This is a genomic window from Halogranum gelatinilyticum (genome assembly GCF_900103715.1).
Lineage (GTDB): Archaea > Halobacteriota > Halobacteria > Halobacteriales > Haloferacaceae > Halogranum > Halogranum gelatinilyticum.
Window position 1 is genome coordinate 275,557 of record NZ_FNHL01000001.1, and the last position, 12,255, is coordinate 287,811.

Genomic DNA, 12,255 nt, shown 5'->3' on the forward strand with positions numbered 1-12,255 from the left:
CCCGGAGAACGTCCAGTATGGCGACGGTGCTCCTCGTCCGACACGGCGAGACGAACTGGAACCGCGAGGGCCGCATCCAGGGCTGGGCACCGTCACGGCTGACGGCGCGTGGTCACGAGCAGGCCGACGCGCTCGCAAGTCACGTCGCGGCGACCTACGACGTCGACCGCGTCGTCGCCTCCGACCTCCGCCGGGTGCAGGAGACGGCCGACCATCTCGCCCGGACGCTCGGCCGCGACGTCGCCCTCGACCCGGCGTGGCGCGAGCGCGACTTCGGCTTCCTGCAAGGACTCACGGACGCCGAACTCCACGAGCAGCTGCCCGAGTACAGCCTCGAAGCCGTCGGCTACTCGGCGGCCGAAGCCCGGCCCAAGGGCGGCGAGAGCTTCTTGGACCTCCGCGAGCGGGTGCTGACGGCGTGGGCCGACCTCCTCGACGGACTCGAAGAGGGAGAGACGGTGCTCGTCGTCAGCCACGGCGGTCCTATCAGATTCGTCCTCGCCGACCTGAAGGGACTCGACGCGGTGGCGGCGGTGCTCGACCAAGAGCAAGCGAACTGCGCGCTCAACGAGATCCGGGTGGCGAGTCCGCCCGAACTGGTGGTCGAAAACGAGACTGGCTTTCTCGACGGTCTCGACTACTCGCGCATCGGGTAGTCTTCGGCGAAGACGTCGGCGACGACCGGCTCCTCGTCGTAGGCCTCGTTGGCGGGGCTGACGCTGCCGGTCTGGTAGCCGTGGAGGTCCAGCGTCACGTGGTCGAAGCCGACGTCTTTCAGATGTTCGCGGGCCGCGCGGACGAACTCGGGGTCGAGTGCGTCGTCGAGTTCTTCTTCGGCGACCTCGATACGGGCCAGTCCGTCGTGGTCGCGGACGCGGAACTGCGAGAAGCCCCAGGTGCGGAGGACGCGTTCGGCCTTCTCGACGCGCGAGAGCTTCTCCTCGGTGACTTCCAGCCCGGTCGGGATGCGCGAGGAGAGACAGGCCATCGAGGGCTTGTCGGCGACCGAGAGGTCGTAGCGGTCGGCGATCTCCCGAACCTCGTCTTTGGTGATATCGTGTGCCAAGAGCGGCGAGAAGACTTCGAGTTCCTCCACGGCGCGGAGACCCGGACGGTGGCCCTCGCCGGGGTCCGAGGCGTTGGTGCCGTCGCAGACGGTGTCGATGCCCAACGACTGGGCCGCCTCGTACATCTTGCCGAGACGCATCGTCCGGCAGTGATAGCAGCGTTCGCCGTCGTTTTCGACGAACGCCGGGTTGTCGAGTTCCGAGAACTCGACGAGTTCGTGGCGGATGCCGATCTCGCTCGCGACGCGCTTGGCGTCGTCCAGTTCCGCCTCGGGCAGCGTCTCGCTTCTGGCGGTGCAGGCGACGGCGTCGTCGCCGAGGGCATCGCGGGCGAGTGTGGCGACGACGGCGGAGTCGACGCCGCCGGAGAAGGCGACGAGCACGCCGTCGCGTTCGGCGAGGTCGTCCCGGACAGCAGCGAGCTTCTCGTCGAGAGTCATAGTCGGCATTACCGGTGGGACTGCAAAAGCGCGTTGCCTTCGGCATGGTTCGTCGTCGCTCGTGTCTCGCCGGCCGATTCACCCCACATCCCCCGACCTGACCCGCATTCTTTTATCAGAGGCCGCAATATCCTGCGACGAATGGAGTTTACGGCCATCCCCGGCGTCGGTGAGAAGACGGCCGCGTCGCTCGCTCGCCTCGACGACGCCGAACGCGCCCTCCGTGACGGTGACGTCGCCGCGCTCGCCCGCGCCCCCGGTCTCACCGCGGGACGGGCGGCCGCCATCGCACGGGGAGCCATCCGGAAGCGACACGGTGACGACGGCGGCTTCCTCGCGACCAGCCACACCCGCGACCTCTACGAGGACGTCCTCGGGCTGCTGCAAGCCCGCACGGAGACGACCTACGCCGAGAAACGCCTGGAGACGCTGTTTCCGAGCACCGCCGAGTCGCGCATCGAGGAGGTCCGCGCCTTCGCGAGCGAGGCGATGGCCCGCGAGGTCGACGACGCGGTCCTCGACGCGCTCTCCGACGTCGCACCCCTGAAGTCGCCGCCGACCCAGCGCGTCCGCGAACGCTGTCTCGCCACCGCCGACGCCGAACGCTACGCCGAGACCGACGAGGCCTACCCCGAACTCTCAGTCGAGATCGTCGAGGACGGCCGCGACATCGCCGAACTCGCGCGGTCGTACTCGACGGTCGTCGTCATCGACGAGACCTTCGCCGGTATCGACGTCGAGGGCGACGTCCGGGTCTGGCCCGACGCTCTCGACCGCCCGGCCGACATCGTCCCCGAACGCCTCTTGAACTTCTTCGCGGCCAACCGCTCACGACTGCTCGCGGCCGCCGAGGTCCACGAGGCCGCGGGCATGGACCCCGCGTGCTCGCTCGCAGACCTGCGGGACGGTCTCTCCCGCGTCGACGACGATGGCGAACTCGTCGGCGACGACGAACTGACCCGGCTCACCAACGCCGTCGACGACGTGTCGGCCGCTGTCTCGACGGCCGAATCCGTCGCCAACGACCATCTGCGGGACGCCATCCGCGAACAGGACGTCACCATCGAGGGAACTGACTTCCTCTCGCTCGTCGAGCAGGGCGCGCGGGTCGACTCCCTCCTGGACCGCGAGCTGGCCGACCAGTACGACGACGCGCTGGCGAAGGCCCGCGAGCACGTCGTCGACAGCCTCTCGCTGAAGTCCGGCGAGGACGGTCCCGTCGAACGGCTGTTTCCGACCGACCCGACCTTCCCCGTCGAACACCGCGAGGACGTCGCTTCGCGCCTGAAGACCGAGTTGGGCGCGGCCCGCGACCAGCGCGCCGCTCGCTTGAAGGCCGAACTCGCGACCGACCTCGGCGACCTGCGCGAGCCGGTCGAAGCCCTCGTTCGCGACGCGCTGGAACGCGACGTCGAACTCGCCGTCGCCCGCTTCGCCCGCGACTTCGAGTGCGTCATGCCCGAGTTCGGCGGCAGCGGCTTCGCCATCGAGGGCGGCCGCTCGCCGCTCTTGGACGTCGATTTTGCAGATGTGGACCCCGTCGACTACACGGTCGAGGGCGTCACGCTCCTCTCCGGCGTCAACAGCGGTGGCAAGACCTCGACGCTGGACCTCGTCGGCGTCGTCGTCCTGCTCGCCCACATGGGCCTGCCCGTCCCCGCCGAGCGCGTCCGACTGGAGACCTTCGAGGAACTGCACTACTACGCGAAGTCACAGGGGACGCTCGACGCTGGCGCGTTCGAGGCCACGCTCCGGGACTTCGCCGACCTGACCGAAGGGGCCGAAAACCGCCTCGTGCTCGTCGACGAACTGGAGAGCATCACCGAACCAGGTGCCAGTGCCAAAATCATCGCCGGTATCCTCGAAGAACTCGACGGGCAGGACGCGACGGCGGTGTTCGTCTCCCATCTCGCTGGCGGCATCCGCGAGGCCGCGGACTTCCACGTCGCCGTCGACGGCATCGAGGCCGTCGGCCTCGAAGACGGCCAGCTGGTCGTCAACCGCTCGCCCGTCAAGGACCATCTCGCGCGGTCGACGCCGGAGCTCATCGTCGAGAAACTGGCCGGCGAGAGCGGCAACGCCTTCTACGACCGCCTGTTGAAGAAGTTCTGACCTCGACGCCCTTGCTCCACCGACAACGCGTAGTGGAGACTCGGGCCGAGCGCGGCCGTGATGGCCGCGACGACCCACGGCAGGAGCGTCGTCGTCGACCCGACGACGAGTCCGACGCCGACGAGAGCGAGGCTGAACACGCCGCCAGCGAGGACCAGCAGGCGGCGGGTCCGGCGGGTCGCACCGACGCCGTGGACGTCCGCGTAGCCAACACCGGCCAGAAAGACGAGCAGCGCGTCGGCCGCACCGATGACCGCGTCGCCAGCGAGGGGACCGGCGACGAGGAGCGTCGCGCCGACGACGGCTCCCCCAGCGGCCGTCGCTCGGGGTGGCAGCGGTCGGAGTCGGCCGTAGGAGACGGCGTAGGCTGCCGGCGGCAGTGCCACGACGAGCGCGACGAACAGCGCGTAGAGGAGTCGTCCGGCGAGCCGTTCGGTCGCGCCCGGAACGGCCGCGACGAGGAGGCTCGCGCCGGCGACGGCGGCCGCCGGGAGGACGTACCGCGGCGGCAGTACCTCGGTCGGGTCCTCGCTGTGGCTCACGGCGTAGAGACCGAAGGGGTAGCCGACGACGACGGCGGTGAGTGCCGACCGGACGAGATCGCCCGTGAAGGCGACGCCGACGCCGAGCACCGTGAGCGCGAGAAAGCCTCCAGTGACGAGCGCGAACTCGGGGACGCGACGGCTCATGGCCGGGGGTTAGTGAGCGCGGGCGAAAGGGTTTCGGTGCCGGACAGTCGCCCTCGTCCGGCCAATCACCCGAACGGAAGGGTTTAGACCGACCCCCGGGTACTCACGGCTATGCCGGACTGTCCACTGGCTGACGACTGCCCAAGCTTCCAAGAGCGCATCCAGGGCATGGGCTGTCAACACTACGGAAACCGCGGCGGTGCCGAGTGGTGTCAGCACTACGACCAACCGATCCGCGACCTGAAACAGCAACCGGTCAAGCCGGGCGAGGAAGTCATCGTCGAGGTGACCGACATCCACGAGAGCGGTGCCGGTGTCGGCCGCACCGAGGACGGCTTCATCGTCATGGTCGACGGAATCCTGCCCGACGCTCGTGCGAAGGTCAAGATCATCCGCGTGATGTCGAACCACGCTCGCGCAGAAGAGGTCGAGCGGCTCCCGATGGAGGAGACGGAAGACGAGTCGGACGACGACACCGACAACGACCGGGACCGCAACCGTGGTCGCGACAGACCGAGCCGTCCGGAGCGGCTCGGCAGCCGCGACAACTTCTGGGGCGGGTCCTAGACAGCGTTCGGCCGCTGATTCGGCCGTGGACAGTGATTTCTGTACCTTTTTTGCGACCCCTTCCCAAGCAGTCCTATGGACGACGTCCCGGATGTCGACGCGCTCTTGGAACAGGTCGGCTTCGACCCCGAGCGCAGCATCCTGACGCGACGGCAGGCGGAGGTGCTCGTGCTCCGCGAGCGTGGAGTCCGACAGGCAGTCATCGCCGACTGTCTCGGGACGTCGCGAGCGAACGTCTCCAGTATCGAGGCGAGTGCCCGCTCGAACGTCGAGAAGGCACGTGAGACCGTCGCCTTCGCCGAGGCACTGACCGCGCCCGTGCAGGTCGACGTCGCCGCCGGAACCGACCTCTACGACGTGCCGAAACTGGTCTACGACGCCTGCGACGACGCCGGTGTGAAGGTCAACCACACCGCGCCGGACCTGATGAAACTCGTCAGCGACGCCGCTGGCGACGCGATTCGCGGCCGCGAGGTCCGCGAGTCGATCCTCGTCGGCGTGACGAGCGACGGCTCGGTCCGGGTCAGACGCTCGCGCTGACAGCTGTCACTCGGAGACGGCTGGCGGAGACCGTCGGTTGGTGACTCTATCGCCCGGAGATATCATCGACTCTCTTCGGTTTCCGCCGGGACCGTTCGACGGATGAATCCGACTCGACTAGCCACAAAATTTTGGTAATAGAAAAGACTGTTTCGCAAGCTGCAAACAGATGGTTTCCGAGATAGATAATCTTAACAGGCGAAGGCAACAATTGGCTGACGATGAAGAGGTCCAACAAAGACTGGTGGCCGGAACAGCTGAGCCTGGATATTCTCGACCAGAACGCCCGCACTTCTGACCCGATGGGTGAGGAGTTCGACTACGGCGAGGCGTTCGAGTCGCTCGACCTCGACGAGGTCAAAGACGACATCGAGGACGTCCTGACGACGTCACAGGACTGGTGGCCAGCCGACTACGGCCACTACGGCCCGCTGATGATCCGGATGGCGTGGCACAGTGCCGGAACGTACCGTTCCAGCGACGGCCGCGGTGGTGCCGGTGGTGGCCGACAGCGGTTCGCGCCGCTCAACAGTTGGCCCGACAACGCGAACCTCGACAAGGCGCGCCGACTGCTCTGGCCCGTCAAGCAGAAGTACGGAAAGAGCCTCTCGTGGGCCGACCTGATGGTCCTGACCGGCAACGTCGCCATGGAGTCGATGGGCTTCAAGACGTTCGGCTTCGCCGGTGGCCGCGAGGACGAGTACGAACCGGACGAGGCCGTCGACTGGGGTCCCGAAGACGAGATGGAGACGCAGGAACGCTTCGACGAGCCCGGTAACATCCAGGAGGGACTCGGTGCCTCCGTCATGGGGCTCATCTACGTCAACCCCGAAGGGCCGGACGGCCAGCCCGACCCCGAGGCGTCGGCGAAGAACATCCGCCAGACGTTCGACCGCATGGCGATGAACGACGAGCAGACCGTCGCGCTCATCGCCGGTGGCCACACCTTCGGGAAGGTCCACGGCGCGGACGACCCCGAGAACCTCGGCCCGGAACCCGAGGCCGCACCTATCGAGGCGCAGGGCTTCGGCTGGGAGAACGACCACGGCTCCGGCAAGGGTGCCGACACCATCACGAGCGGTATCGAAGGTCCCTGGACACAGTCGCCCACCTCGTGGGACATGGGCTATCTCGAGAACCTGCTCGAGTACGAGTGGGAGCCGGAGAAGGGTCCCGGCGGCGCGTGGCAGTGGACGCCGACCGACGAGTCGCTCCACGGCAGTGCCGAACCCGCCCACGACGAGGGCGAGGCGACGCCGATGATGCTGACGACCGACATCGCGCTGAAGAAGGACCCCAAGTACCGCGAGATCATCGAGCGGTTCCAGGAGAACCCGATGGAGTTCGGCATGGCCTTCGCGAAGGCCTGGTACAAGCTGACCCACCGTGACATGGGCCCGCCGGAACGCTTCCTCGGCCCGGAAGTCCCGGACGAGGAGATGATCTGGCAGGACCCCATCCCGGACGCCGACTACGACACCGTCGGCGACGCGGAGGTCGCAGAACTCGAGGAGGCCATCCTCGACTCCGGCCTCTCGGTCTCGCAGCTCGCCAAGACCGCGTGGGCGTCGGCGTCGACGTACCGCGACAGCGACAAGCGCGGCGGCGCGAACGGCGCGCGCATCCGTCTCCGCCCGCAGCGCGACTGGGAGGTCAACGAGCCGGAACAGCTCGCGACCGCCCTCGACACGCTGCAGGCCATCCAGGAGGACTTCAACAGCTCGCGTGACGACGACGTGCGCGTCTCGCTCGCGGATCTCATCGTCCTCGGCGGCAACGTCGCCGTCGAAGAGGCAGCCGCCGCGGCTGGCCACGACGTCGACGTCCCGTTCGAGCCGGGCCGCACCGACGCCAGTCAGGAGAAGACCGACGTCGAGTCCTTCGAGGCGCTCAAGCCCAAGGCCGACGGCTTCCGTAACTACCGCTCGGACGCCGCCGAGCAGCCCGGCGAGGAACTCCTCGTCGACAAGGCCGACCTTCTCGGTCTCACGCCGACGGAGATGACCGTCCTCGTCGGCGGGATGCGCGCACTCGGAGCCACCTACGGCGACGAGGACCACGGCGTCTTCACCGACCAGCCGGGCGCGCTCACCAACGACTTCTTCGACAACCTCCTCAGCATGGAGAACGCGTGGCAGCCCGTCGACGGCGAGGACAACCTCTACGAGGTTCGCGACCGCGACACGGGCGAGGTCAAGTGGACCGGCACTCGCGTCGACCTCATCTTCGGCTCGCACTCGCGACTCCGTGCCATCGCGGAAGTCTACGGTGCCGACGACGCCGAGGAGAAGTTCGTCGAGGACTTCGTCGACGCGTGGCACAAGATCATGACCGCCGACCGCTTCGACCTGAAGTAAACCGAACCGAGTCGTCGGCACGCTGAACGGGTGTCGGTGTGGACCTTTTTTCGGTTTGGGATGGGGAGCCTGAGAACCCGCTCCAGTATCAGGGAATGACCACCCCCGGAGACGTCGTCTCGGTCGACAACGACTGACGCATCGAGCGGACCTAAAGCAATATTATCAGCTTTCAGGATGGGAGGGGGGTATTAGAACAACAGTTATCACACTAGAGCACTGCCGACACTCCAACCGTGGTTTTTTGTCCAGACACTGTCGAACCGACTGAGCCGTCCAAGCGCGGCGACGAGTATCGCTCGAGTTCCATCCCGAGATGACAGAGTGGCAACCGACGACGTGTATGCGGTGTGCGGTCGGCTGTGGCTACCGCCAGCGGAGCGACGCGGACGACCACGGCGTCACGGAGGTGCGCGGTGACCCCGACCATCCGACGAGCAACGGGCTGAAATGTCGGCGTGGCGTCCGCGAGACGGTCGCTCCCGAGGGGGAGCGGCTGACCGAGCCGATGATCCGGCGCGGCGGGACGCTCCAGCCGACGGACTGGGACACCGCACTCGGCGTCGTGAGCACGCGGCTCATCGAGGCACTCCGCGACGGCAACGACAACGTCGCCGTGTTGGGGAGCGGACAGCAGACGAACGAGGCAGCGTACGCGCTGGGAAAAGTCGCCCGCGGCGGGTTCGGCACCCGGCACTACGACGCCAACACGACGCTGTGTATGGCCTCGGCTGTCACCGCATACTACCAGGCCTTCGGCAGCGACGCGCCCCCACCGACGTACGACGACATCCCGCAGGCGCAGACCCACCTCGTGTGGGGTGCCAATCCGGCCATCGCCCACCCGGTGTTACACCGCTGGATTACGAACAGTGCCGACGACGAGGCAGGTCAGCTGGTGGTCATCGACCCGGTCGAGACGGAGACAGCGAGGGCCGCAGACGTCCACATCCAGCCCGAACCGGGGACCGACCTCGCGCTGGCCCGAGCAGTACTGGCCCATATCTTCGAGACCGGCAACATCGATACCGCGTTCGTCGGGCCCCACACGACGGGCTTCGAGGAAATGGTCGAGTCGCTGCCCGATGTCGAGGCGGCGGCCGAGACGGCGGATGTGCCGGTCGAGCAGGTCGAAACGATGGCGGCGGTGCTCGACGCCCCCACGATACTGTACTGGGGGATGGGCGTCAACCAGAGCATCCAGGGGACCGGAACGGCACGGGCACTCATCGACCTCTGTCTGGCGACGGGTAACCTCGGCCCCGGGACCGGACCGTTCTCACTGACGGGGCAGGCCAACTCCATGGGGAACCGCGTCTGCGCCTCGAAAGGGACCTGGCCCGGCTACCGGGAGTTCACCGAGATAGAGAACCGCAAGGCGGTCGCCGACACGTGGGACGTTCCGCTCAGCCGCTTGCCGTCGTCTCCCGGTCCCGGTTTCGTCCGCATCGTCGACGAACTCGCCCGCGGGAGCATCGACGTCTGCTGGACGGTCGCGACCAACCCGGTGGCGGGGATGCCCGACGCGAGCCACGTCAGGCGCGCCCTCGACGACGTGTTTCTCGTCGTGCAAGACGCGTTCTCCTCGGACACCGTCGCGTGTGCCGACGTGGTGTTGCCGGCGGCGACGTGGGGAGAGTCGGAGGGCACGACGATCAACATGGAACGTCGAGTGTCCAGGGTCACTGCGACGGCCGACCCGCCGGGTGCGGCCCGGACGGATATCGACATCATCGCGGCTATCGGCAACCGGATCGACTCCGACCTGTTCGCCTCCCCACCGGTCGAACCCGAGGCGGTCTTCGACGAGCTGCGCGGAGTGACAGCCGGCACGACGGCGGATCTCTCGGGTATCACCTACGACCGACTGGCCGACGAGCTCGCGGTCAGGTGGCCGGCTCCGGACCTCGAGAGTCAGGGCGGATACCGGTACTACGACGACGGGGAGTGGTCGTTCCACACCGACTCCGGTCGGGCGCACTTCTCCACCGTCACGCACCAGCGTGTCCCCGAACCGATCGACGAGGAGTATCCGCTCACTCTGACGACCGGCCGACTCTCCGGCGTGTACAACACGGGCGTCCGAACACGCGACAGCGGTGACGTGGGACGACCGACCGCACGGATTCACCCCGAGACGATCGCGGAGCATCTGCAGTCTCTCGACCGTGGCCGAACGGTTCTCCAATCCCGTCGGTCCAGCGTGGTAGTCGACGTCGCCCCGACCGACACCGTTCCACCCGGCGTCGTCTGGCTCCCGATTCACAACGCCGCCGCCAACGAACTGACGCTATCGGAGGTCGATCCCGAGTCGGCTGAACCCAACTTCAAGCAGTGTGCTGTCGGTCTGCGTGCCCCCGAACGGCGCGACACCGACGACCTCGTTCTCCCGAAGTAATCACGAACTGACCGTCGGTTCGGGCGGTCGACGCGCTCCCGAAGTTGGCGGCACCGTCCGCCACACAATCTGTAACAATCGATAGTTTCTATTATCGAGATTGATGGATTGTACAACTCTACACCCAGTTCATACTAGCTATTTTATTTCACCTCTCTATATATGTAATCAACGGTGCGAGAAATCAGTTTAGATGGAACAGAACTATCCAGCCTCATATTTTTAGTTTTGTCAACCGTGTGGCTTATTAACTACCACAATATATGCCTGAACTGTGTTGGAATTAGAAATCTCGGTACTGATTCGCCGTATCGTACAGAAGGTGAAACGTAAGTCGCTCGGGACGTGTCCGAATCGGACGCGATCGGTCGGAGCCGCTCACGATACCGGGCGTCTGCTCCCGACCCGGCCGCGTCAGATGGGGGGTGTCCGCTCGTGAAGAGTCCGATCAAGATGACCAAGTACCGGACGCTGCTCCTGGCGACGATCGGGTTCAACTTCTCGTTCCTGATCTGGTTCTCGTTCGCTCCCTTCACCGGACCGATGGCCGAGGAGTTCGGGCTGTCGCTCGCGGAGATCGGTATCCTCGCGAGTGCCGCCATCTGGCTCGCGCCGTTCGGTCGGATACTAACCGGCTGGCTCTCCGACAAGTTCGGCGCGCCGGTGGTCTTCGCTATCGTCCTCGCGTACGTCGGTGTCTTCTCTATCTGGAGCGCGTTCGCCGAGTCCTACGCTGTCTTCTTCGGGACGCGTCTCATCGTCGCAACGGCAGGGATCACGTTTGTCATCGGCATTCAGCACGTCTCCGAGTGGTTCGAGGAGGAGGAACTCGGCACCGCTGAAGGCATCTACGCTGGCATCGGAAACGCGGGCGCGGCCGGCGGGGCACTCATCCTGCCACGCGTGTTCGGTGCTGGCTGGAGTGGTCCTCTGTTCGACACCAACTGGCGGGCCGCGTTCTTCTACACCGGGGTCGTCGCCATCGGACTCGCGGTCGTCTACTTCGTCTTTGGTGAGGCTGCGAAGTCGACCGAAAAGCGGCAGGCGACCAAAGAGAGCGCGACCGCCAAGGAGTGGTTCTTCACCGCAACGCGATACGGGACGGTCCTCCTCGCGTTCGGGTACGTGATGACGTTCGGGCTGGAGCTGTCGATGAACGGCTGGCTGGCCACCTACTACCGCGAGGGATTCAACACCCAGAACCTCGTGCTTGCCTCGACGTTCGCGGCGACGTTCTCCATTGCGGCCGGACTGTTGCGGCCGGTCGGTGGATACGTGAGCGACCTCCTGGCACGCAAAGAGAAGGACATCCTCCCGGTGTTCACCGGCCGCTACCGCGAACAGTGGACGTTCGTCTCGCTCTGTTTCGTCGTCCTGACCATGTTCGGGATGACGCTCGCGGGACTGAGCGGGCAGGTGATGCTCGCGGTCGGCGTCGGGTTCCTCGTCGGGATGGGCTGTGCGTTCGCCGAGGGGGCGATCTTCGCGCAGGTCCCGGCGATGTTCCCGAACAGTTCCGGAGCGGTCGCCGGCGTCGTCGGTGGCATCGGGACGGTCGGTGGCATCGTCTACCCGCTGGTGTACGCCGCACCGTTCCTGCCGAACCTCCACACCGGCTACTCGGTCGTGGCCGTCTCGATGATTCCCATCGTCCTGCTGGCAGCCTGGGTGTTCCAGCCGCACATCGCCAGCCGAGCGAGCGACGACGGGTTCATCACGCGGGACGATTCGTCCGTAGTCGCAGACGACTGACGTCCGTAGTCGCAGACGACTGAGACGCCCGCGCGGACCCTACGTGCGAATCCGTGGGAACTGACTCTCGGGAACTGTTCTCGCGGATCAACTTTTTCGCCGAATCCGGACGAACTTCCTCGTCAGTGGCACCGCTGGCCGGGTGCGGCAAGACGAGCCGCGACGAGCAGCGTCGTCTGAACTCGCTTGTTCCCCGTGCATCACGGTGGATACAACGGTCGTCTCAGAGGTCCAGACGGGTCGTCACAGTGACCACCTCCGGGCGAAGAAAGCGAAGCGTGGAACAGTCGCTAGAACGCCGATGCGTAACTCACAGCGAGTATACCAAATGGG

9 protein-coding genes are annotated in these 12,255 nt (G+C 66.3%); 7 read left to right on the forward strand and 2 right to left on the reverse strand.

The window, feature by feature from the left end:
- Window positions 1-17 precede the first annotated feature (17 nt).
- Window positions 18-656 (forward strand): histidine phosphatase family protein, encoded by a 639-nt coding sequence (locus BLR57_RS01375; RefSeq protein ID WP_089693385.1) that lies wholly within the window; start codon window positions 18-20, stop codon window positions 654-656.
- Here the strand turns inward: BLR57_RS01375 and larE are convergent.
- The gene (gene larE, locus BLR57_RS01380) at window positions 638-1,507 is read right to left on the reverse strand and encodes an ATP-dependent sacrificial sulfur transferase LarE (protein ID WP_089693387.1); all 870 of its coding nucleotides are present in this window, start codon (window positions 1,505-1,507) and stop codon (window positions 638-640) included. The genes BLR57_RS01375 and larE overlap by 19 nt on opposite strands.
- Before the next feature lie 141 nt (window positions 1,508-1,648).
- On the opposite strand from larE, the gene BLR57_RS01385 reads away from it, so the two are divergent.
- Window positions 1,649-3,619 carry a MutS-related protein gene (locus BLR57_RS01385; protein ID WP_089693389.1) on the forward strand — a complete coding sequence of 657 codons (1,971 nt, stop codon included), beginning with the start codon at window positions 1,649-1,651 and terminating at the stop codon, window positions 3,617-3,619.
- On the opposite strand, the gene BLR57_RS01390 is transcribed toward BLR57_RS01385, so the two are convergent.
- Window positions 3,592-4,308, reverse strand: a complete 717-nt coding sequence (locus BLR57_RS01390) for a hypothetical protein (RefSeq protein ID WP_089693390.1) — start codon at window positions 4,306-4,308, stop codon at window positions 3,592-3,594. The genes BLR57_RS01385 and BLR57_RS01390 overlap by 28 nt on opposite strands.
- Window positions 4,309-4,419: 111 nt before the next feature.
- On the opposite strand from BLR57_RS01390, the gene BLR57_RS01395 reads away from it, so the two are divergent.
- From BLR57_RS01395 to BLR57_RS01415, 5 genes are all read left to right on the forward strand, one after another.
- Window positions 4,420-4,875 carry a TRAM domain-containing protein gene (locus BLR57_RS01395; RefSeq protein ID WP_089693392.1) on the forward strand — a complete coding sequence of 152 codons (456 nt, stop codon included), beginning with the start codon at window positions 4,420-4,422 and terminating at the stop codon, window positions 4,873-4,875.
- A 75-nt stretch (window positions 4,876-4,950) separates the two neighbouring features.
- Entirely contained in the window at window positions 4,951-5,415 is a 465-nt protein-coding gene (locus tag BLR57_RS01400) for a Tfx family DNA-binding protein (protein ID WP_089693394.1), read from the forward strand.
- A gap of 221 nt (window positions 5,416-5,636) precedes the next feature.
- A complete protein-coding gene (gene katG, locus BLR57_RS01405) occupies window positions 5,637-7,772 on the forward strand; it encodes a catalase/peroxidase HPI (RefSeq protein ID WP_089693395.1) in 2,136 nt (711 codons plus the stop codon).
- A gap of 316 nt (window positions 7,773-8,088) precedes the next feature.
- The gene (nasA, locus tag BLR57_RS01410) at window positions 8,089-10,170 is read left to right on the forward strand and encodes an assimilatory nitrate reductase NasA (RefSeq protein ID WP_089693397.1); all 2,082 of its coding nucleotides are present in this window, start codon (window positions 8,089-8,091) and stop codon (window positions 10,168-10,170) included.
- A 453-nt stretch (window positions 10,171-10,623) separates the two neighbouring features.
- The gene (locus BLR57_RS01415) at window positions 10,624-11,922 is read left to right on the forward strand and encodes an MFS transporter (protein ID WP_089693399.1); all 1,299 of its coding nucleotides are present in this window, start codon (window positions 10,624-10,626) and stop codon (window positions 11,920-11,922) included.
- Window positions 11,923-12,255: the final 333 nt, after the last annotated feature.

Bases quoted from the DNA above. Each gene is read 5' to 3' on its own strand.
- BLR57_RS01375 (WP_089693385.1), top strand. From the start codon at position 18: ATGGCGACGGTGCTCCTCGTCCGACACGGCGAGACGAACTGGAACCGC.
- larE (WP_089693387.1), bottom strand. From the start codon at position 1,507: ATGACTCTCGACGAGAAGCTCGCTGCTGTCCGGGACGACCTCGCCGAA.
- BLR57_RS01385 (WP_089693389.1), top strand. From the start codon at position 1,649: ATGGAGTTTACGGCCATCCCCGGCGTCGGTGAGAAGACGGCCGCGTCG.
- BLR57_RS01390 (WP_089693390.1), bottom strand. From the start codon at position 4,308: ATGAGCCGTCGCGTCCCCGAGTTCGCGCTCGTCACTGGAGGCTTTCTC.
- BLR57_RS01395 (WP_089693392.1), top strand. From the start codon at position 4,420: ATGCCGGACTGTCCACTGGCTGACGACTGCCCAAGCTTCCAAGAGCGC.
- BLR57_RS01400 (WP_089693394.1), top strand. From the start codon at position 4,951: ATGGACGACGTCCCGGATGTCGACGCGCTCTTGGAACAGGTCGGCTTC.
- katG (WP_089693395.1), top strand. From the start codon at position 5,637: ATGAAGAGGTCCAACAAAGACTGGTGGCCGGAACAGCTGAGCCTGGAT.
- nasA (WP_089693397.1), top strand. From the start codon at position 8,089: ATGACAGAGTGGCAACCGACGACGTGTATGCGGTGTGCGGTCGGCTGT.
- BLR57_RS01415 (WP_089693399.1), top strand. From the start codon at position 10,624: ATGACCAAGTACCGGACGCTGCTCCTGGCGACGATCGGGTTCAACTTC.